The 21,067-nt window shown below is 63.1% G+C and carries 20 protein-coding genes; 10 read left to right on the top strand and 10 right to left on the bottom strand.

Annotated elements, in window-relative coordinates; translation table 11 throughout:
- Positions 1-28: 28 nt before the first annotated feature.
- Positions 29-934, top strand: a complete 906-nt coding sequence (locus FGE21_RS08615) for a DMT family transporter (RefSeq protein ID WP_139662892.1) — start codon at positions 29-31, stop codon at positions 932-934.
- Here FGE21_RS08615 and FGE21_RS08610 read toward each other — a convergent pair.
- Positions 931-2,178, bottom strand: a complete 1,248-nt coding sequence (locus FGE21_RS08610) for an MFS transporter (protein ID WP_139662891.1) — start codon at positions 2,176-2,178, stop codon at positions 931-933. The two genes, FGE21_RS08615 and FGE21_RS08610, sit on opposite strands and share 4 nt — an antisense overlap.
- Positions 2,179-2,491: 313 nt before the next feature.
- Here FGE21_RS08610 and eno point away from each other — a divergent pair, with 313 nt between their 5' ends.
- The 3 genes from eno (at position 2,492) to FGE21_RS08595 (ending at position 5,170) form a co-directional block, all read left to right on the top strand.
- Positions 2,492-3,769, top strand: a complete 1,278-nt coding sequence (gene eno, locus FGE21_RS08605) for a phosphopyruvate hydratase (protein WP_139662890.1) — start codon at positions 2,492-2,494, stop codon at positions 3,767-3,769.
- Positions 3,770-3,926: 157 nt separating this feature from the next.
- Positions 3,927-4,526: a GNAT family N-acetyltransferase gene (locus FGE21_RS08600; RefSeq protein ID WP_139662889.1), complete on the top strand. Its 600-nt coding sequence runs from the start codon at positions 3,927-3,929 to the stop codon at positions 4,524-4,526.
- 173 nt (positions 4,527-4,699) lie between these two features.
- Positions 4,700-5,170: a hypothetical protein gene (locus FGE21_RS08595; protein WP_176695392.1), complete on the top strand. Its 471-nt coding sequence runs from the start codon at positions 4,700-4,702 to the stop codon at positions 5,168-5,170.
- 45 nt (positions 5,171-5,215) lie between these two features.
- On the opposite strand, the gene FGE21_RS08590 is transcribed toward FGE21_RS08595, so the two are convergent.
- The 3 genes from FGE21_RS08590 to mazG form a co-directional block, all read right to left on the bottom strand.
- On the bottom strand, positions 5,216-5,665 hold the full coding sequence (locus tag FGE21_RS08590) for an N-acetyltransferase (RefSeq protein WP_139662887.1): 450 nt from the start codon (positions 5,663-5,665) through the stop codon (positions 5,216-5,218).
- A complete protein-coding gene (locus tag FGE21_RS08585) occupies positions 5,662-6,603 on the bottom strand; it encodes a nucleoside hydrolase (protein WP_139662886.1) in 942 nt (313 codons plus the stop codon). The genes FGE21_RS08590 and FGE21_RS08585 overlap by 4 nt, the downstream gene beginning before the upstream one ends.
- Before the next feature lie 156 nt (positions 6,604-6,759).
- Positions 6,760-7,581 carry a nucleoside triphosphate pyrophosphohydrolase gene (mazG, locus tag FGE21_RS08580; RefSeq protein WP_139662885.1) on the bottom strand — a complete coding sequence of 274 codons (822 nt, stop codon included), beginning with the start codon at positions 7,579-7,581 and terminating at the stop codon, positions 6,760-6,762.
- Between the two features lie 62 nt (positions 7,582-7,643).
- Between mazG and FGE21_RS08575 the strand changes: the two genes are divergently transcribed.
- The 3 genes from FGE21_RS08575 (at position 7,644) to speB (FGE21_RS08565) (ending at position 10,809) form a co-directional block, all read left to right on the top strand.
- A complete protein-coding gene (locus FGE21_RS08575; RefSeq protein ID WP_139662884.1) occupies positions 7,644-8,807 on the top strand; it encodes a M20 aminoacylase family protein in 1,164 nt (387 codons plus the stop codon).
- An 89-nt stretch (positions 8,808-8,896) separates the two neighbouring features.
- A complete protein-coding gene (speB, locus tag FGE21_RS08570) occupies positions 8,897-9,862 on the top strand; it encodes an agmatinase (protein WP_139662883.1) in 966 nt (321 codons plus the stop codon).
- Positions 9,859-10,809 carry an agmatinase gene (gene speB, locus FGE21_RS08565; RefSeq protein WP_139662882.1) on the top strand — a complete coding sequence of 317 codons (951 nt, stop codon included), beginning with the start codon at positions 9,859-9,861 and terminating at the stop codon, positions 10,807-10,809. Before speB (FGE21_RS08570) ends, speB (FGE21_RS08565) begins: the two co-directional genes overlap by 4 nt.
- Positions 10,810-11,039: 230 nt before the next feature.
- Here the strand turns inward: speB (FGE21_RS08565) and FGE21_RS08560 are convergent, their stop codons facing one another.
- Complete coding sequence (locus FGE21_RS08560) at positions 11,040-11,324, bottom strand: hypothetical protein (RefSeq protein WP_139662881.1); 285 nt, start codon at positions 11,322-11,324, stop codon at positions 11,040-11,042.
- Positions 11,325-11,398: 74 nt separating this feature from the next.
- On the opposite strand from FGE21_RS08560, the gene prfA reads away from it, so the two are divergent.
- From prfA to FGE21_RS08545, 3 genes are all read left to right on the top strand, one after another.
- A complete protein-coding gene (gene prfA / locus FGE21_RS08555; RefSeq protein ID WP_139662880.1) occupies positions 11,399-12,451 on the top strand; it encodes a peptide chain release factor 1 in 1,053 nt (350 codons plus the stop codon).
- Entirely contained in the window at positions 12,448-13,284 is an 837-nt protein-coding gene (gene prmC / locus FGE21_RS08550; protein WP_139662879.1) for a peptide chain release factor N(5)-glutamine methyltransferase, read from the top strand. Before prfA ends, prmC begins: the two co-directional genes overlap by 4 nt.
- Positions 13,285-13,513: 229 nt before the next feature.
- The gene (locus FGE21_RS08545; protein ID WP_139662878.1) at positions 13,514-14,197 is read left to right on the top strand and encodes a DUF4167 domain-containing protein; all 684 of its coding nucleotides are present in this window, start codon (positions 13,514-13,516) and stop codon (positions 14,195-14,197) included.
- A gap of 125 nt (positions 14,198-14,322) precedes the next feature.
- Here the strand turns inward: FGE21_RS08545 and rsmA are convergent, their stop codons facing one another.
- From rsmA to lptG, 5 genes are all read right to left on the bottom strand, one after another.
- Positions 14,323-15,165: a 16S rRNA (adenine(1518)-N(6)/adenine(1519)-N(6))-dimethyltransferase RsmA gene (rsmA, locus tag FGE21_RS08540; protein WP_139662877.1), complete on the bottom strand. Its 843-nt coding sequence runs from the start codon at positions 15,163-15,165 to the stop codon at positions 14,323-14,325.
- A 132-nt stretch (positions 15,166-15,297) separates the two neighbouring features.
- Entirely contained in the window at positions 15,298-16,272 is a 975-nt protein-coding gene (gene pdxA, locus FGE21_RS08535) for a 4-hydroxythreonine-4-phosphate dehydrogenase PdxA (protein ID WP_139662876.1), read from the bottom strand.
- Positions 16,269-17,546: a peptidylprolyl isomerase gene (locus FGE21_RS08530; RefSeq protein WP_139662875.1), complete on the bottom strand. Its 1,278-nt coding sequence runs from the start codon at positions 17,544-17,546 to the stop codon at positions 16,269-16,271. Before FGE21_RS08530 ends, pdxA begins: the two co-directional genes overlap by 4 nt.
- On the bottom strand, positions 17,531-19,765 hold the full coding sequence (locus FGE21_RS08525) for an LPS-assembly protein LptD (RefSeq protein ID WP_139662874.1): 2,235 nt from the start codon (positions 19,763-19,765) through the stop codon (positions 17,531-17,533). Before FGE21_RS08525 ends, FGE21_RS08530 begins: the two co-directional genes overlap by 16 nt.
- Positions 19,749-20,855, bottom strand: coding sequence for an LPS export ABC transporter permease LptG (lptG, locus tag FGE21_RS08520; protein ID WP_139662873.1), 1,107 nt, complete (start codon positions 20,853-20,855; stop codon positions 19,749-19,751). The genes FGE21_RS08525 and lptG overlap by 17 nt, the downstream gene beginning before the upstream one ends.
- Positions 20,856-21,067: the final 212 nt, after the last annotated feature.

The following is a 21,067-nucleotide window of genomic DNA, read 5'->3' as shown; positions in this document are numbered from 1 at the left end:
GACGGATCTCAACCCGAAGGGCGACACCATGGACAACGTCAAAGGTATAGTGCTGCTGCTTCTTGCAATGGTGGGTTTTACCATCGAAGACCTGTTCATCAAGCAGCTCTCGGGCACCATTCCGGTGGGGCAGATCCTGATCCTGATCGGCTTTGGCGCAGGCTTCGTGTTTCTCGCGGTGTTGTGGCTGCAGGGGCATTCCGTTTTCGTGCCTGCGGCCTGGCGGCCATTGCCGGTGCTGCGGGCGCTGGCCGAGGGCGGCGCCGCGATGAGCTTTGCCACGGCGCTGGCCCTGGTCGATATTTCGGTGGTCGCGGCGGTGTTTCAGGCAACCCCTCTGGCGATCACCATGGGGGCGGCGCTGTTCCTGGGCGAGCAGGTCGGCTGGCGCCGGTGGACCGCCATTTTCGTCGGCTTTGTCGGGGTGCTGATGATCATCAGGCCGGGACTGTCGGGGTTTGAGCCCAACGCGCTGCTGGTTCTGATATCAGTCCTGTGTGTCGCGGTCCGAGACCTGATCACCCGCCGCATGAACGCTTCCATTCCGTCGTCGCTCGTCAGTGTTCAGGCCTATTGGGCGGTCGTCGTTGCGGGCGGCGTCCTGTTGGTGATTTCACCGACGGGTGTGGTTGCGCCGACCGGGTTTGAATGGGCGATGCTGGCCTGCGGCGCTGTCTTTGGCGTGATCGCCTACTACGGTATCGTCACGGCGACGCGGGTGGCGGATGCGGCGGCGATCACGCCATTTCGCTACGCGCGCCTGGTGTTTGCGATGGTCGGCGGCGCCATCGTGTTCGCAGAACGCCCCGATCAGATGACGCTGGCGGGCTCGGCGCTGATCATTGCGACCGGCCTCTATACGTTTGTGCGCGAACGGCGGCTGGCGCAGGTGGCCCGGCAGGCGGCCCGGCAGTTGGGCGACATCGTGACCTAGGTGGCCCCTCCGGCAGGAGGCGGCAAGCGCTTGCGGGCCTGCCCGACGCCCACCATCATCAATAGGGTCGTGATTGTGAAATAGATCGCAATCCCATAGGCTTGCCTATCAAAGCTGAAGCCCAGATCAATCAGAAGGCCGGTCAGCCCCGGACCAATGGCAGAGCCAAAGACCATGACGGCCGTGGCCAGCGCCTTGATCGCTCCGATGTTGCGGGTCCCGAAGAGTTCGGCCCAGAAGGAGTTCGGCAACGTGGCCTGAGCGCCGGTGGTCAGGGCCAGACAGAAGAAGGCGGCCCCGATGCCCGGGCCGCTGGTGGCGGTGGCAAAGATCACGAAGGCGGCCACCATGGGCAGCTGATAAAACGGTGTCAGCCGCGCCGCGCCCCAGCGATCCAGCGCCCAGCCGGAGACCATCATGGCGACCACGGAAAGCGCGGTATAGAGTGGGAAGAAGGCGACCAGTTCCAGATGCGTCCAGCCCTTGGTGGTGGCAAAATGCAGCTGGTGGAAAAAGAACGCGGTATTGAAGGCGGGTGGCCCCAGAACCGCAGGCACCATGAACCAGAACAGCGGCGAGCGGAATGCGTCCCAGCGGGTCCAGTGCCGGTTGTCCATGCCGGCCGCGCTTTCATCCCCGGCAGAGGACTGCGGCGTGCGTTCCTGCGCCAGAAGCCGCGCCAGCAGCGGCGCGCCAAGGAGGCAGATACCGGCGCTGATGACCCAGAGCACCCGCCAGTCCAGCACGGTCATCAGGGCGACGAAGCTCAGGGGCAGCAGAGCTTCGCCCAGGGAAAACCCAAGGGCGGCCAGCGACAAGGCCCGCCCGCGCGCCGCCACGAACCAGCGCGCCATTGCCACCACCGCCAGATGGCTGCTCATGCCCTGGCCGAAGAACCGCAGCGCAAAGATCGCGACCGGCAGCAGCCAGAGGCTGTGATTGAACGCCATAGTGAGGCAGGCCAGCGCCAATCCGCAAAGAACCAGCGGACCGAGATGGCGGACCCGCAGGATGTCCGACAAGCCACCGGCCCAGATCATCACCAGTGCCGAGGCGGTGGTGCCGATCATATACAGCCCACCCCATCCGGCATGGCTGAGGCCGAACTCCTCGCGGATCTGGCCGGCAAAGACCGAGATAAAGAAGGTCTGACCAAAGCTGGACAGGAATGTCAGCATCGCGCCCGCCGACAGATACGGGGCATTGGTGATCAGAAATCTACGGAAACCCGGAGTGTTGTTCATGGCTGTATGCTTGCTGTGTTAATGAATCTGTACAAGAGACTGCGATATCTGGTCCGAAATTGCGGCCCGGGACGCGTCATTTTTGCCGCGACAGGAGGGTGGGCTGGGGGTGAACTGAGGGTGAACGGGACAGTGGCCTGGGGGCTGAACTGGGCGGTGGCCGGCCGAAAGCCGCGCAAAGATGTAAAAAATATCTCCTGTGAGGGGTAAACCGCATGAAATGCCTCCGTTAGCGATAACGCATCCGGTTTACTTTTTACACGGGCTTGTTATGACCAAGGGCAAATCGTGTCACAGTGAGGGACCATTTGCGATGAGCACCATTATCGACATTCACGCCCGCGAAATCCTCGACAGCCGGGGCAACCCGACCGTCGAAGTGGATATCGTTCTCGAAGACGGCACCATGGGCCGCGCGGCGGTGCCCTCCGGGGCCTCCACCGGCGCCTATGAGGCGGTGGAAAAGCGCGACGGCGACAAGGCCCGCTATCTGGGCAAGGGCGTTCTGGAGGCCGTGGCGGCCGTCAATGGTGAAATCGCCGACGAGCTGGTCGGGTTCGACGCGACAGAGCAGGTCTCGATCGACCGGGCCATGATCGAATTGGACGGCACCGATAACAAGGGGCGTTTGGGCGCCAATGCCATCCTTGGTGTATCGCTGGCGGTGGCAAAGGCGGCCGCAGATTTCACCACGCAACCGCTCTATCGCTATGTCGGCGGTGCGGCGGCGCGCATCCTGCCGGTGCCGATGATGAATATCATCAACGGCGGAGAGCACGCGGACAACCCGATCGACATCCAGGAATTCATGATCATGCCGGTTGCGGCGGAAAATATCCGCGACGCCGTGCGTATGGGGTCCGAGGTCTTTCACACCCTGAAGAAAGAGCTGTCCGCAGCCGGGCTTTCGACCGGGATCGGCGACGAAGGTGGTTTTGCACCCAACATCGCGTCCTCACGCGAGGCGCTTGATTTCATTCTGAAGTCTATCGAAAAAGCAGGCTACAAGCCGGGCGAGGAGATCTATCTGGCGCTCGATTGCGCGGCGACGGAATATTACAAGGACGGCAAATACGTTCTGGCGGGAGAAGGCAAGACCCTGACATCGCAGGAAAACGCAGCCTATCTTGCGGCGCTGGTCAATGACTACCCGATCATCTCGATCGAAGACGGCATGTCCGAAGATGACTGGGAGGGCTGGAAGGCGCTGACCGATACGCTGGGCGGCAAGGTGCAGCTGGTTGGCGATGATCTCTTCGTGACCAACCCGGAGCGTCTGGCGATGGGCATCGAGAAGGGCTGCGCCAATTCCATGCTGGTGAAGGTGAACCAGATCGGCACCCTGACAGAGACATTGGAGGCCGTCGAGATGGCGCATCGGGCCGGCTATACCAACGTGATGTCCCACCGCTCCGGCGAGACCGAAGATGCAACCATTGCCGACCTCGCCGTCGCCACCAACTGCGGCCAGATCAAGACCGGTTCGCTGGCGCGTTCCGACAGGCTCGCGAAGTACAACCAGCTGATCCGCATCGAGGAAACGCTTGGTGAAGTGGCGGAATATGCCGGTCGGTCCATCCTCAAGGGATGAGCCGCGCGGCCATATGATCCTGAGAGCGCCCCGGGCATTGCACCGGGGCGTTTTTCGTATCAAACCCAGAGCTTTCGATATTTCACAAGCGCTTGCGATGACGGGGCGCTGCCCCTAGACCTAGGCGGAACCTGTTTCCCAGCCTGCGGAGTGGCCCATGACCCTGCCTGATGGCATCACAGATCTAGCGCCCGGAAAGATCGCGGCGGTTGTGACCTATCTCGAGATGACAGCGCGCCCAGTTGCGCGGGCGGTGGAGAAGCCGGCGGAGCTGACCCTCCTGCGGCATGATGCGCCCGATCTGGAATGGTACCGAAAGCTCTATCGCCGGGTGGGCGAGGACTACCTGTGGTTTTCCCGCCTGCTGATGGCGGAGGATGTGCTGAAGGCCCATCTGGCATCTGAGGCGGTCGAAGTGTGGTCGGTTCACAAAGCAGGTGAGGATCTGGGCCTTCTGGAGCTGGAATGGATGCCAAACGGCGATTGCGAGTTGTCGTTTTTCGGTCTCGCCCCCGCTTTGATCGGTGGGGGCGTGGGCCGCTGGCTGATGGAACATGCGTTTGATCGGGCATTCTCGCGCCCGATCAAACGGTTTTTTGTGCATACCTGTACGTTGGACAGCGCGCAGGCATTGGGATTTTACAGGCGCGCGGGTTTTGTGCCCTACGGACGTGCAATCGAGATCGTGGATGACCCGCGTCTTAGCGGGGTGATCGGCCTCGACCGCGCGGCACATGTGCCGTTGCTGCGTCCCTGAAGGATCGGTCGGGGGCGCAGCGGTTCGGCTGAAACTTTGGGCCTTCACACCCCTGACGGGGCCGGGCTGCGCCCTTCCACAGAGACTGCCGTGACATTTGTAACGATTTCATGACATGCTGAGCCTGTCGCATCCTGCAAATGCGGCGCCTCGAAAGCATTTGGAGGTATGTCATGTATCGTGGAACGCGACTGATAGCGGTTCTTATGGCGAGTTTTATCTGCGGGACCGCGCTGTCTGGCGCCGCCCTGTCTGGCACCGCCCTGTCTGGCACTGCGCTGTCTGGAACCGCCCTGTCAGGACAGGAGGCGCAGGCCGGTTGGAGCAGGGTTCCGGGTGGTCTGCGTCTTGATGGCGAAGTGAAGGCGATCGACTATGGCGCCTTCCTGCATCTCTTTGAAACTGCCATGCTCGAAGAGCCGCGATATGCGCCCATCGCCCTCTGGCTGGCGGGCACAGGCGGAGATGAGGCGGCGGCCCGGCGGATTGCGGGGCTTCTGGCCGTGGCGCAGGAGCATGGTGTGCGTCTCGCCACGGTGATGGCGGCGGGCCATGCCTGTGACGGGGCCTGCGCCATTCTGTTCGCCCTTGGCGACGAGCAAATCGCCGCCGCCAGTGGCACAGGGATGATCGCCCAAGACTGAGCGGATCGCTGGAAACTGAGGAGAACGCTGAAAATTGAGCCCGGGCTACAGCCTGCGGCTCATCAGCATATATTGCGCGCGCGGCTCGAAACGGGCGCGCCGATACAGCTTCATTGCGGCCTCGTTGGTGCGGTCCACTTCGAGATGTATCGCACCAACGCCTGCTTCGCCGAGGGTTCGGGGCAGGGCGTGCAGAACCTCGGTTGCGATGCCGCGCCCCCGCACTGCGGGCCGGATGAACAGCTCGTCTATCATCCCGTCCAGCCCGCCGAATTCCACCGACCAGCTGAAGGTCATGACGAGATAGCCGATGGGCGCGCGGGCCGGGCCTATCAGATAGATCGCGCCATAGGGGATCCCTTCGAGCAGTGGCAGCAGCGCGCCACGGCGTTGCTCCTCGGTGCTGTCGATGCCGCATTCGGCGTGAAAACTGGCCACCAGAGTCAGCAGCTTTTCCAGATCATCCGGGCCCGCAAGATGCAGCGAGGCGCTCATAGCCGACCCAGACGTTCGGTCAGCAGGGCAAAGAAGCCATCCGCTTCCACATCGCCGATGAACATCGCATTCGGGCTGCGATCCGTGACCCCCCACCAGTCGGCGACGGTCATGCCCAGGGTCAGCTCGGAGGCGGTCTCCACCTCGACATTCACATGCCGCCCCGAGAAAAGCTCGGGCCTGATCAGGTAGGCAATGACACATGGGTCATGCAAGGGGCCGCCTTCGGACCCGTATTTTTCCACATCGAAGCGTTCAAAGAACTCAAGCATATCGGCGGTGAAGCTGCCCACACGGGTGCCGAGATCGCGAAAGGCGGCCACCCGGGCCGGGGTGGCCAGCGCCTTGTGGGTCACATCCAGCGGCATCATGGTGACGGCAACACCGCAGCCCAGAACCTCGCGGGCGGCTTCGGGGTCGACATATATGTTGAATTCGGCTGCGGGGGTGATGTTGCCGACCTCGAAATAGGCCCCGCCCATCAGCACGATTTCCTGCACCCGTCCGATGATGTCCGGCGCCTTGCGAAAGGCGGCGGCGATATTGGTGAGAGGGCCGAGCGGGCAGAGCGTCACCGTCCCGGGGGCCTCCTGTCGCAGGCTCTCGATGATGAAATCGACACCGTTCTGCTCCGCCAGAGCCATGGTCGGTTCAAACAGCTCCGGCCCGTCCAGCCCGGTTCTGCCGTGGACATGTTCGGCCGTCACCAAGGCCCGCTCAAGCGGGGCCGCACAGCCCGCATGGACCTTCACATCCCGGCGCTCTGCGACCTCGCAAACGATCCGCGCGTTCTTTTGCGTCAGCGCCAGCGGCACATTCCCGGCCACGGTGGTAATCCCCAAGAGATCGATGTCCTGCGGCGACCCCAAAGCCAGCAGAATGGCGACCGCGTCGTCCTGTCCGGGGTCGGTATCGATGATGATTTTACGCGCTCTCATTGTGGTCTCCGTTGGCTGAGGGGGGACAGTGTCAAGCCTGCGATGGCTTGTCCAGAGCGGCGCTGCCCAAAAGGGCGGGGTACTCCGTCAGCCTGATTGATTTAGGGGCAGCTATCGCTTGCATCCTGCGGGCGGGGCAGTCAGTGGGCGGAGCGGTCAGTTGCGGGATTTTTCTTCGGCTTTGACCTGGTTCCACAAACCATCCATTTCGTCGAGGTCACTGTCCTCCGCGCGCTTTCCGATTGCCGCAAGTTTTTCCTCTACGGCGGTGAACCGGCGCGTGAATTTTGCATTTGTGCGGCGCAGGGCGGCCTCTGGTTCGACGCCCAGATGACGACCGAGATTGGCCATCACGAACAGCAGATCGCCAAATTCTTCTTCGACTTCGGTCTGACTGAGCTGCTCGCGGGCCTCGACCAACTCGGCAGATTCCTCGGCAATCTTGGCCAGAACATTCTGCGCCGAGGGCCAGTCAAATCCGACCCGCGCGGCGCGTTTTTGCAATTTGAAGGCCCGCAGGAGCGCAGGCAGGCCAACGGCCACGCCGTCAAGGGCGCCGGATTGGGCGTTCGACGCGCGCTCGGCAGCTTTGATCCTCTCCCAGTCCTGCGCTTGCTGGTCGACGGATTTCTCGCGGTCTTCGTTTCCGAAAACATGCGGGTGGCGCGACACCATCTTGTTCGACATGGTGGTGACCACGTCCTGAAAATTGAAATATCCCGCCTCATCGGCCATCTGGGCATGAAACACCGACTGAAACAGAAGATCCCCCAATTCCCCCTTCAGCTCGGACCAGGACCGGCGCTCGATCGCATCGGCGACCTCATAGGCCTCTTCGATGGTATAGGGGGCGACAGAGGCGAAATCCTGTTCGATATCCCAGGGGCATCCGGTGTCCGGGTCGCGCAGCCGTTGCATGATTTTCAGCAGCCGTTCGATACCTGCCGTCTCGTCGTGGATCAGACTGTCGTCACTCATTGCACCTGCCTGCGTTGTGTGGTGATGTGCATTTTCCCGACTATCTTACAGGAGTCCACCCCATGCCGGTCGTCAATCGTATTGCCGATTTCTCTGAGGATATGAAGATCTGGCGGCGCCGGTTGCACCAGATCCCCGAACTGGGCCTGGAGACCGTGAAGACCGCCGCCTATGTCACGGAAATCCTTGAAGGGTTTGGTGTCGACGAAATCCATGGCGGGATTGCCTCCAACGGGATCGTGGCGATTATCAACGGCCGCGGCGAGGGGCCGACCATCGGGCTGCGGGCCGATATGGACGCCTTGCCGATCACCGAGCCGGAGGGGGCGGAGTACCGGTCCACGCATCCGGGAAACATGCATGCCTGCGGCCACGACGGCCACACCACGATGCTGTTGGGGGCGGCCAGGTATCTGGCAGAGACGCGCAATTTTGCGGGCCGTGTGGCGCTGTTGTTCCAACCCGCCGAAGAGGTCACGGGCGGAGCCCGCATTATGGTCGAAGAGGGGGTGATGGACCGCTTTGACATCGCTGAAGTTTACGCTTTGCACAATTCACCCGGCCTGCCGGAGGGGGCATTTCTGACAGCGCCGGGCCCTCTGATGGCGGCAGTCGACACGTTCACCATCCATATCACCGGGTTGGGCGGGCATGGGGCAATGCCGCATGAAACCCGGGATCCGGTCATGGCCGCCTGTGGCATGGCGCAGGCCATTCAGACCATCGTCAGCCGCAACCACCACGCAACCGAGGATCTGGTGATTTCTGTCACTCAGATCCATACCGGCACGGCGGACAATGTGATCCCCGAAACCGCCTTTATCAATGGCACGATCCGGACCTTCAATCCTGATGTCCAGCGCATGGTGATGACCCGTCTGGACGAGATCGTCAAAGGCTGTGCGGTGGCCTATGGCGTCCGTGCGGAGCTGGACTATGAGGTCGGCTACCCCGCCACCATCAACGACGCGGCAAAGGCGGCCTTTGCGGCAGATGTGGCGCGCGATATCTCCGGGGCCTCGCAGGTCGAGGCCGACGGGGGGCGCGAAATGGGGGCGGAGGATTTTGCCTATATGCTGCAGGCCCGCCCCGGCGCCTATCTGTTCCTCGGTCAGGGAGAGACAGCCGGCCTGCATCATCCGGACTATGATTTCAACGATGCCATCGCGCCCGTTGGGGCGTCGTTTTTCGCCCGATTGGTGGAGAAAGCACAGCCGGTGGTCTGAGTTTCACAGCCGGGCGGGCTTTCGGATGACAAGCCCGTCCGCTTTCGCTATGGCGAGGGCCACAACCCGAGAAGAGGGAGCAGCCGGATATGGCGTTGGAAGACGCAAAGACCCAGGTGGATCAGGCGTTCACCCGAGAAGACCTGAAAGGTCTGAGTTTCGAGAATACCTTTGGCGGGGCGTTGTCGTTCTTGCGACGACGCTACAGCAAGGATCTGACCCACGCAGATATCGCCGTCACCGGTATTCCGTTCGATCAGGCGGTGACCAACCGTCCCGGCACCCGTCTGGGGCCGCGGGCCGTGCGCGAGGCGTCGGCGCTGCAGAGCCCGGATGCGCCCTATGGTTGGGACATCTGCCCGGCGAGCGAGCTGGCCATTGTCGACTATGGCGATCTGGCCTTTGACTATGCCAATGTGCCTGCCTTTCCGGATACGCTGACGGATCATATCCGGGGGATTCTGGCGACGGAGACGGCCTCGGTTGCCATCGGCGGCGATCACTATGTCAGCTTCCCGATCCTGAAGGCCTATGCCGAGAAATACGGGCCTGTGTCGCTGTTGCATTTCGATGCCCACAGCGACACCTGGGCCGATGATGATTTCACCCGCGTCGATCATGGCACCATGTTCTACAAGGCGGTGAAATCCGGCATCATCGACCCTGCAACCTCGGTGCAGGTGGGCATTCGCACCACCAACGAGGACACTCTTGGCGTGCCCACGATCGATGCGCCCACCGTTCACGAGATCGGCCCCGCAGAGACCGCGCGCCGTATCCGCGAGATACTGGGGGACCGGCCGGTCTATCTGACCTTTGATATCGACTGTCTCGATCCGGCCTATGCGCCGGGCACCGGCACGCCGGTCTGGGGCGGTTTGACTTCGGCGCAGGCGGAGGCGATCCTCAAGGGGCTGCGCGGGATCAACATCAAGGGCGGCGACGTGGTCGAGGTGTCGCCTCCCTTTGATACCACCGGCGCCACGGCAATCGCAGGCGCGCATGTTGCAATGAGTATTATCTGCCTTCTGGGCTGGAAGATGAGAGAGCGATGACAGAGTTCAATCAACCGATCAGCGGCAATGATCTGGCCCGGTTCTCGGGACCCAATACCTATATGCGCCTGCCGCAGGCGACCTCGCTGGACGGGCTGGATGTTGCGGTTTTGGGGGTGCCGATGGACATCGGGACCTCGTGGCGGTCCGGGACCCGGTTCGGCCCCAAGCAGATCCGCGCCGAAAGCGCGATGATCCGGCCCTATAATATGACCACGGGCGGGGCTCCGTTTGATCACCTGAACATCGCTGATATTGGCGATCTGGCAATCAACACCTTCAACCTGCCGGAATCGCTCCGCATTATCGAAGACAGCTATGATGCGATCCTGTCGCAGGATGTCATGCCCGTCGCCATGGGCGGAGACCATTCGATCACCCTGCCGATTTTGCGCGCGATTGCCCGCAAACACGGGCCGGTGGCGCTGATCCATATCGATGCGCATGCGGATGTGAATGACGAGATGTTCGGCGAGAAAGAGACCCACGGCACCGTGTTCCGCCGCGCCCACGAAGAGGGGCTGCTGGTGGATGACAAAGTGTATCAGATCGGGCTCCGGGGGACTGGCTATGGTCCCGATGACCTGAAAGAACCCCAGGGCTGGGGCTTTCAGCATTTTCTCGCATCAGAGCTGTGGAACCGGTCGCTGCACAATATGGGGGCCGAAATCCGTCGCGATATCGGCAATCGGCCGGTCTATATTTCCTATGATATCGACAGTCTTGATCCGGCCTTTGCGCCGGGAACGGGCACGCCGGAGATCGGCGGGTTGACGACGATGCAGGCCCTGGAGCTGATCCGCGCCTTCAAGGGGCTGAATGTGGTGGGCTTTGATCTGGTTGAAGTCTCGCCTCCCTATGACACCTCGGGCAATACTGCATTGGTGGCTGCGAATCTGATCTATGAGATGCTGTGCATTCTCCCCGGGCAGGTGCCAGAAGGTTGAACTGCGGGCTGAACTGCCGGTGATCCCGGTGACCCTGCCGGGGCATTTGCACGCGGGCCATCCCGCCTTGTGGCGGGTCGCGCCATGGCGCCTTGCGGCGGGTCGGGCGGGGGCGCAGGTTAGTGCGGGTGCGCTCCGGTCAGGGGTGGCTCTCCCGCCGACGCTTCGATTTCGTGCGAAATCTCCCGCCTGTTGGGCCGGGCGCCGGGCTTCGCCCGGCCAAGAGCGCGCTACAGCTGCGGCAGGCTGTCTGGCGCCGGTGTTTGGTGGGCGCGCGCGGACAGGCAGCCCTCCTGTACCTCGCGCCACATCGGCACATTGAGCGACATCTGGCATTGGGCCATGAACATGCGCCCGTCGACCTGCAGGCAGATGGTTTCGCCCAATTCGATACGGCCCCCTTGTTTGTCGGTGCAATAGCAATCAACGGTCTTGCCGCCGGGGCCGGTCACATCTGCTCGGGCCGCCGTGACGACCAGAAGGGCGAGACAGACAAGAACACTGGCATGTTTCATGGCACTAGCCTATCACAGGTGAAGCCCCGCGCCAAAGCCCTGACGGCGCCCGAAACAGTGAGACAGATCCGACGATGATCCCCGAAGACCGGCTGGAACAGATCCTGCAACGCTATCAGTATCTCGAGGCGGCGATGGCCGATGGGCCTGGGGGCGATATCGCGCGTCTGGCGAAGGAATACTCCGATCTGCGCCCGGTGGCGGAACAGATCGGTGCCTATCGGCAGCTTCTGAGCGATCTTGCCGATGCCGAAGAGATGTTGGACGATCCGGACATGAAGGCGCTGGCGCTGGAGGAAATCCCGACGCTCAGGGCGGCTTTGCCCGAGGCCGAACACCGGCTGCAGCTGGCCCTGCTGCCGAAGGACGAGGCCGACAGCCGGGCGGCGATTCTGGAGATCCGGCCGGGCACCGGTGGCGATGAGGCGGCGCTATTTGCCGGTGACCTGTACCGGATGTACAGCCGCTATGCCGAGGCCCGCGGCTGGAAGGTCGAGGTGATCGAAGAGCAGTCCACCGAACTCGGCGGGCTCAAGGAGCTGGTCGCACGGATCAATGGCGAGGGTGTCTTTGCGCGGTTGAAATACGAAAGCGGCGTGCACCGTGTTCAGCGTGTGCCGGTGACCGAAAGCGGGGGGCGTATCCACACCTCGGCGGCGACGGTCGCTGTTCTGCCGGAAGCGGAAGACGTGGACATCAAGATCGACCCGAATGACCTGAGGATCGATACAATGCGGGCGTCCGGCGCAGGCGGGCAGCACGTCAATACCACCGACTCGGCCGTACGCATCACCCATTTGCCCACCGGCCTGATGGTCACCAGCTCGGAAAAATCCCAGCACCGCAACCGTGAGATCGCGATGCAGGTGATGAAGACCCGCCTCTATGATCTGGAGCGGCAGCGGATCGATACCGAACGCTCCGCAGATCGCGCAAGCCAGGTCGGCTCCGGCGACCGGTCCGAACGGATCCGTACCTATAATTTTCCGCAGGGGCGGATGTCGGATCATCGCATCAACCTGACGCTCTACAAGCTTGAACAGATCATGGGGGGCGACCTTGACGAAATCATCGATGCGCTGACGTCGGATCACCAGGCGCAGATGCTGGCGGAGATGGGGCAATGACCACCACCGCTGCGCAGGCCATGGTCGCGGCGACCGCGCGGCTCCGGGCGGCGGGTGTGGATGATCCGGCGCGGGACGCACGGGTTCTTCTGGCACATGCGGCCCGGGTGGATGCCAGCCGCATCACCCTGATCGCGCCGGAGGATCTGCCGTCCGAGATTGTCGAACGCTATGAACAGCTGGTGTCTCTGCGGGCGATCCGGGTGCCGGTGTCTCATCTGGTCGGGGAGCGGGATTTTTACGGACGACGGTTCAAAGTCTCGGCGGATGTGCTCGATCCGCGGCCCGAGACGGAAACGCTGATCGAGGCGGCGCTGGCGCATCCTTTTGAACGGGTTTTGGATCTCGGGATCGGGTCGGGTTGCATTCTTGTGACCTTGCTTGCCGAACAGCAGCAGGCAACTGGGCTTGGGGTCGATCTGAGCGAGGCGGCCTGCCTGCAGGCCAGCGCGAATGCGGTGCTGCACCGGGTGCAGGCGCGCGCGGATATCCGGCGATCAGACTGGTTTTCGGCCGTCGAGGGGCGTTTTGACCTGATTGTTTCAAATCCGCCATATATTGCGCTGAGTGAAATGGATGGCCTGTCGGCAGAGGTGCGCGACCATGAACCCCAGATGGCGCTGACCGATGGGGCCGATGGTCTGACGGCCTATCGCAAAATCTGCGGCAGCGCCGCGCCATATCTGACGCAAGGTGGCCGCCTGATTGTGGAAATCGGGCCGACCCAGGGGGCGGAGGTTGCGGAAATGATGGGGGCAGCGGGGCTGGTTGGTGTCACCCGGCTGCAGGATCTGGACGGGCGCGACCGGGTGGTTTTGGGCCGGAAGACGTGACATTTCGGCGGAAATTCCTCGATTTTGGCGGCGGAATACAAAAAAGAGTCAAATATCATGCACTGCCCCCTTGTTTGTGCTGTCGGAAAATGGTTACTCAAGGTGTCGCTGCTGTAAGAGGACTTCGACAGTTTTCTCGGCGACGCCAAGCCCAAAAAAGTTCGCAGACCCAGCGCAGGATGCGCAGTAGAGGACTTCGACAATTAGAATTAAGGCTGACGTTAGGCATATGAGATCGTCCAAATCACGTTCGCGTTCAAAGTCGAACCGAAATCGCCCGAATGGGGTCAATGTTGTGAACCGCGTGTTCGACAGCAATGGACCAGAAGGTAAAGTGCGCGGTACGCCGCAGCAAATCATCGATAAGTATAATCAGCTTACGCGGGATGCTCAGCTGAGCAACGACCGGGTTGCGGCTGAGAACTTCCAGCAGCACGCGGAACACTACCTGCGGATGCTGAACGAAGCGCAGCGCGAAATCGACACTCGTCGGGAGGAGCAGGAGCGGCAAAACCGTGAACGCCAGGCCGAACGTGATCGGGAACGGGCTGAGCGGCTTGAACGTCAGGAGCGTGAAGCGACGACGGATGCGGCTTCCGGTGAGGGCCCGCAGCCCGAGATCCAGGATCCGCGCGACGCTGCAGCGCCCGTGAGCGAAAGCAGCGGTCTGGTGGAGACGCCGGAGGGGCAGACCTCTGCCCCTGAGACCCCCGAGGTCAAGAAGGCCCCCAGCCGCAAACCGCGCAACCGCAAGCCTGCTGCTCCGAAAGAGCCCGCCTCAGATGGCATGCCAGACGGCAATCCGGACGGACATTCCGAGGCGAAACCCGATGCCGAGGCCAAGCCAAAGCGCAGCCGGGCAAAGCCGAAGCCGAAGCCCAAGCCGGAAGAGCCTCAGGAAGCGGCAGAGTAATCTCTGATCGGAGCCTAGCACGCCAATGAAAACCCCCGATGCGGCCGCACGGGGGTTTTTGCGTATCTGTCTTATGCGTATCTGACGTCGTCAACCTGAAGACGGGCGGGTCCTGCCTGCGGTGGCTACAGAGATTTGAGGCTGCGGGCGAGGGCGCAAAAGGCCTCCAGGCTGATCTGTTCAGCCCGTTCGGTCGGTGGGATGCCCGCGGCCCGCAGATGGTCCTCAATCGCGGGGCTGATCCCCTTCAGAGAGGCGCGCAGCATCTTGCGACGTTGATTGAACGCGGCGGCGACAACCCGCGACAGCACCGCCGCATCGGCGGGAAAGCGTGGCTCGGGAAGGGCGGTCAGGTGGACGACCGCGCTGCTGACCTTTGGCGGCGGGGTAAAGGCGCCCGGCGGCAGCGACATGACAATTCTGGCGTCGGACCGCCACTGTGCCAAAAGCGCCAGACGGCCATAGGCCTTGGAACCGGGTTGCGCGACAATGCGTTCGGCAACTTCACGCTGGAACATCAATGTCAGGCTCTGCCACACGGGCGGCCATTCTTTTGGCGTCAGCCAGCGCACCAGAAGCTCGGTGCCGACGTTGTAGGGCAGGTTGGCCGCGATGCGGATTGGCGGTGTCAGATGGGCCAGCGGGTCTATCTCCAGCGCGTCGCCGTTGATCACCTCCAGCCGGCCGGGGTAGGCGGCCGCGATGTCCGCCAAGGCCGGCAGGCAGCGCTGATCCTTTTCAATCGCCAGCACGCGGCGCGCGCCTTCGCTCAGCAAGCCCCGGGTCAGCCCGCCGGGACCGGGTCCGATCTCCAGCACGTCACAGCCGGACAGATCGCCGGCCTGGCGCGCAATTTTGGCGGTGAGGTTCAGGTCCAGCAAAAAGTTCTGACCCAGCGATTTGCGGGCCGAGAGCTGATGGGTCGCGATGACCTCGCGCAGCGGGGGGAGTGTGTCGATGGCGCTCATGATGCGCCTTCATAGGCGGCTGGGACCGATCTGGAAAGCGGTTGTTTCTGATATGCCACGGTTTGGCCTGATCTGCCCCGATCTGTTGTGACCGGCTTGCGGGCGCCATCCGTCACCGCGATTGTAGGGCGCTCAGACGGAGGCGGCCATGGTCTGGGCGAGCTTCAGCGCCTCGATCAGGCTGGAGGGCGATGCGATGCCTTGACCGGCGATGTCAAAGGCCGTCCCGTGGTCGGGCGAGGTGCGAATGAAGGGCAGGCCAAGGGTGACATTCACGCCCTTGTCGAAGTCCAGCGTCTTGATCGGGATCAGCGCCTGATCGTGATACATTGCGATTGCAGCATCATAGCGCGCACGGGCGGCCGCGTGAAACAAAGTATCGGCAGGATGAGGCCCGGTCAGGAGATGGCCCTCGGCCTGCATCTGTGTGATCAGCCCGGTCATCCACGCCAGCTCTTCCTGCCCCATGGCACCGCCTTCGCCGGCATGGGGATTGAGGCCGGTGATCGCGATCCGGGGCGCGGCTATGCCAAACTGGCGCGTCAGACCCTCTGCGGTGAGGGTGATCACCTCGCGCAGGAGCGCCGGGGTCAGCGTCTCGGCCACCTGGCAGAGCGGGATGTGGATGGTGGCCGGAACGACGCGCAGCTCGGCGCTCGCCAGCATCATCACCACACGTCCGACACCGGCGAGGGCGGCGAGGAATTCCGTATGTCCGGGATAGGCGAAAGCGGCTCCGTCGATCAGCGCTTTCTTGTGGATCGGCGCCGTGCAGACGGCAGAGGCCTGACCGGCCGTGACCAGCGCGACTGCCGTCTCGATCGACCGGATGACACCGGTGGCATTGCGCGGATCCGCGGTGCCCTGGGTTGCGGCGCCCTCGAAGGGGATCGGCAGGACGGGCAGGCTGTTCCTACTGACGGTGAGCGCCTCTGCCGGGGTGGCGACTTCGGTGAACTCTGTTCCTGCCGGCAAGTGGCGCGGGTCGCCGATCCAGACAAACGGGCAGGAGCTGCGCAGCTGCGACCAGGCCGCGACGGCAATCTCGGGTCCGATGCCTGCTGGTTCGCCGCAGGAGAGCGCAATCACCTGCGGCGGTCGTGTCATCGCATCTCAATCCGCGCGTTGGCCCGCAGCTGTTCCACAAGGCTGTCGGCCAGGGCATTCAGCCGCTGCTGCACCAGGGCGTTGGCAACCGTGAGGCGGGCATCTTCCTGGGTGGCGTTGATCTCGCTCGTGCGGCCGCAAAGCATCACCAGAAGCAGGGTCTGACCGTTGTCGCGGGTGATATCAGCGGTGGATTCGCCTGTGTCCAGTTTGGCCAGCTGCAGCGCGATGTCCTGCGGGATGTCCGCCGGGGCGACACTGCCGCGGTACAACACGGCCGGGTCCTGATCCTTGGCGATGCCATAGAGGTCGTCGCAGGTATCGACCGCGTCCCGGACCTCCTTGGCGCGCGCCAGAGCGTCGGCGCTGCGACCACCGGGAATGCGGTATGTCGCGTAATCGATGGCGGCAAAACGGGCGCTGCGGCCGTCCACTTCGCGCAGGCCCCGCATCTGGAACAGCGCAACCGCACCGGGCAGCGACAACGGGCGGGTGATTTCACCCGGTTTGAGGGCCAGCACGACCTCCTGTAGCTGAGGCGGCAGACGGGTCAGGGGCATCCAGGGCAGGCGGCCACCGTCCAAACGACTGTCAGAGGCGGAAAACTGCGCCGCCGATGCCGCGAAGGCCTCGCTGGTTTTCACGTCCGCGATCTGGGTCGCAAGTTCCTCGACCTGTGCGGCGTTGTTCTGATCCACGGGCATGATGATTTCGGAAAGCAGAACCTGAACGCTGCCCGATCCGGCAGAGCCCATGGCGCGGTCGATCTCTTCTTCTGTCGGGCGCGCCCGGGACAGGTAACGACCCCGCACATATTCACGCCACCCCAATCCGGCAGAGGCGAAATCGCGAACCGTTTCGGGGGCGACACCGGCCTGTTGCAACCGGGCGAGGAAGTCCTCGAGCGGCAGATTGGCGCGCGCGGCCAGCTCGCGCATCCCTTCGGTGATTTCCGCATCGCTGAGGGTCAGCCCGACCTCGGCCATTGCGGACCGTTTCAACCGGTCTTCGATCAGATCCTTGCGGGCGGCAACGAGGGGATCGCCCTGCGCGGAGCCCAGAACCGACAGGAACAAGGCGCGCTGTTCCAGTTCGTAGGCGGTGATCACGTCCTCATTGACGATAATGGCCGGGGCAAACAATCCCTGCGCGGCACTCGGTGAGAGCGGCAGAGCGGCCACAAACGACAGGGTCAGAGCGCCGAGGCCTGCAGCTGTGCGCGTCCGGTTGATCAGGGCCCGGATGGCCCGGCGGAGAATTACGTTGTGCTGCATGATCGCCTGCTTGTTGTGGTGCCGCTTTTTACGGAAAAGCCGTTGAGTGACAGTGTAAAACCGAAATCGGTCGACGGCTCAACACTTGTGGTGGAGGTATAGCGACGGCTGACTGAGAGGTCGAGGGTCACGCACTCGTTTCGATATGTCAAACCAATGCCCGCGCGGGTGGCCCGGCCGTCGGTGATGTCATATCGCATGCTGGCGCCTGCTTCCCATGCGGGGGTCAGCGCATATGAGCCGTCAAACCACAGTTCCGATGTTTCGCTGTCGCGATCTTCTTCGGCGTCGGCCTGCAGCCAGAGGTAGCTGCCGGCAAGCGTCAGCCGGTCGCGGCTGATGTCGCCGCGAAATTCTGCCTTGGACACGGACCATTCCTCATCGAACAGGCCCCGTGCCGTCAGTGTCAGATTGTTCCGCAATCCGATCTGCCCGGCGACCAGTATATTGGAGTTCTGCCCGTCCAGCCCGGAACTGGAGGTGAAACCGTCCTGCGAATCTGACCGCAGGACCTGTGCCACGATGCCGGTCGCCTCCCAGCCGGAGGGGTCGAAATGCGAGAAATGCACGCCGTAGACCAGAGAGCGGCCATCCTCCCGCGCATCTGCCTCGGGGAAGCGGGACAGGGCGAGCAGGTTCCCCTGATCGAATTCGGAGATGTTGCTGGATTCGTTCGGGACATCATCGCCGTTCACCTTGGTCCACCCCAGCTGGAGGATCGGCTCCAGGATCTGGGTGGCGCCCGAGGCCGTCTGGCGCGCCATCGGCCGGCGGAAGGTCAGCGCGGTTTTGGGCGTGACCCGGTTCGCTTCGTTGTCAAAGGCGGCATCATCGGACAGGGCAAAACTGTCGAGCCCGATGCCCGCCGTCCAGGTGGTTTCCACGCCGCCGGGCAAGATCCAGCTGCGCAACCATGTGATGTCGGCAGAGACCCGGGTAACATCGCGCCCGTTGGCCTCGGTTGCGGTGGCATCCAGAGAGGAGGCGCGGTTGAATTGCGTCGCGTTCAGCCTGAGCCGCAGCTCGCCGCCGATCCGTTTGGGAAACAGGCGTTGTTCGAACGTCCCGGTGAGGATGGTCGCGGGCACAAAATCCTGGTTCTCCGTGTCCCGCAGGGTTTTGTAGTTATAGGCCGCGATCTGGATCAGCTGATCCCGTCGCGCCCGGCTGAGGGTCACATCGGAGCGGAGCCGGTCGGTGTCGGAAATGTCGTAATCCGCGAGATAGGCGTCATCAGAGACCGTCCTGAGATCAAAGCTCAGCCTGAAGCCGCGCTGGATGTCGAACCTGCCGCTGGCAAAGAGGTAGCCGCGTCCGTCGTCGGGCTGAATGTCATCCCGGCTGAACGCGCCGGAAATCTCGATCTGCCCGTTGCGAAAGGCCTGGCGGTAGCGCAGGTCCAATGTGGTGGTATCGGCCGACAGATAGGGCGTGATGGTCAGGTCCCTGTGGGGGCCGATGGTCACGAAATACGGCAGTTTGAAACCGAACCCGAGGTTGGACGAGCTCGACAGCGACGGGATCAGAAACCCGCTGGCGCGGTTCAGTGTCGGATCCGGCAGGCGCAGGGCGGGAAAGTAGAAGACCGGCACATCCCTGATCCGCAATTGCGCGTTCTCCAGGTAGAGCTGCCGTTCCTGCTCGTCATGGGTGATCCGTTCCGCCCGGATTTGCCAGAGCGGCGGGCGGCCGTCGTCACAGACATCGCAGGAGGTCACGGAGGTCTTGTAGAGCTGGGAATACCGCCCCTCGACCCGGGTCATCTGCAGGGCGGCCAGTTGCACCTGCTGATCAAACACCAGCCGCGCCCCGCGCAGGATGCCGTCGCGCAGACCGTTGTCCAGCTCTGCGGTATCGGCCAGAACGGTGATTGCGCCGCTCTGATCGATGCGGATCGGACCTTCAAGATTCAGCATACCGTTCTGGCGGTCATAGACGATCCGGTTGGCCTGAAGCCGTATATCCCCCTGGAAGACCTCGACATTTCCTTCGGCCACCAATTTGTGTCCGGGTGAGATAAAGACCCGGTCGGCCACCAGCATCGCGGGCGCGTTCTCGTCCTCGGTCGCCTGCGCGGGTGCCGAAGCAGGGGGGGTGGGGGCGAGGGTGGCCACCGTCTGCGCGAGCGCAGCCGCCCCGGTCAGACCCAGCCACAGGGGTACCATCGCCAGCAGCACAGGGCGGCGCTGACGTGTCATGAATTCAACCGTCTTCGGCATGCAGGAGCAATCCCATCGTCAAGAGTATTGAGGCCACCGGCGGGGCCCAGGCGGCCAGCAGCACCGGTATCTGGCCGTTCTCGCCCAGGATGCGGGCGAAGTTATGGACGAAATACAGCGAAAACCCCAACATGACGGCGGTCAGCACCGCGACCCCGGTTCCCCCCAGTCGGGAATGGCGCATGGTGAAGGCCGCACCCACCAGGACCATCGCCACAAGGAACAGCGGACGGGCCAGTTCGACCTGCAGCCAGACCCGGAACCGGGTGGTGGAAAACCCCGCCTCGGTCAGGGCCGCGATGGTCTGGGGCAGATCATAGATCGAGATCCCCTCGGCAAAGCCGATGGTGTCGCGAATGCGCTCGTTTGTGAGTGTCGTGGGAAGCCGCAGGTGGTCATAGCGCCGCGCGCCTTGCTCCGGGTTCACTCCGACGGCCAGCTGCCAGACCTTGGCGTCGCGCAGGACCCAATCCTCGCCATCGAGCGAGGCCTCTTCGGCGATGGTACGGCGTACGGGGCCGCCGTCGGGCGCGTAGGTGAGGATCGAAACATCATAGAGGAACAGCGCGTCCGCATCGCCGCGGTAGTTGGCGGCATGGATGACAGATTGGCCATTCTGCCCCCCCTGCCGCAGCCAGAGACCCTCACCGGTCAGCGATACGGCCGCCGCAGCGCCGGGTTGGCGATAGCTCTCCGCGAGTTCCTTGTAGCGGTTCGTGGTGGCGGCCACCATCGGGTTCAGAATACCCACGGCGAGGCCGCCGATGACCAGCGAGACCGCCACCGGCGGCACCAGGGCCCGGATGCCGGAGCGGCCAATCGCCCGCGTCACCACCAGCTCGCTGCTGCGGGCCATGCCAACGAACAGCACGATGGTGGTGAGGATCATGATCAGCGGCAGAAATTCGCTCAGCGTGCCGGGCGCATTCAGCAGCGTCAGGCCGAGAAGTTGCGAAATGTTCAGATCCTGTGCTTCGAAACGCCGGACCTGTTCGCTCAGGTCGATCAGCATCACGAGGCTCATGAGAACGGCGGAGATCACCAGAAACCACTGGGTGAAGCGCCGGGCGTAGTAGAAATCCAAAATCATCGCAGAGGCCCTCTCCCCGGAAGGTTCTGCACCTCTGCCCGGGCCGCGCCGGGCCCGGCCTCACCGTCGGAGCGGGAAGCCGTACGGGAGGCGGCCGAGATCCCGTGGCCGCAGAGTGAGTGGCAGAGCGAGAGACTGTGTGCCAGACTGTATGCCAGCCAGTGCGGCAGAGAGTATGCGCGCCTGAACGGCAGGCTGTGCGCGAGACTGTG

It is taken from the genome of Phaeobacter sp. B1627 (genome assembly GCF_006265095.1).
Taxonomy (GTDB): Bacteria; Pseudomonadota; Alphaproteobacteria; order Rhodobacterales; family Rhodobacteraceae; genus Epibacterium.
Note: the sequence above shows the minus strand (reverse complement) of the source record. Positions and strands in the feature narration are given on the sequence as shown.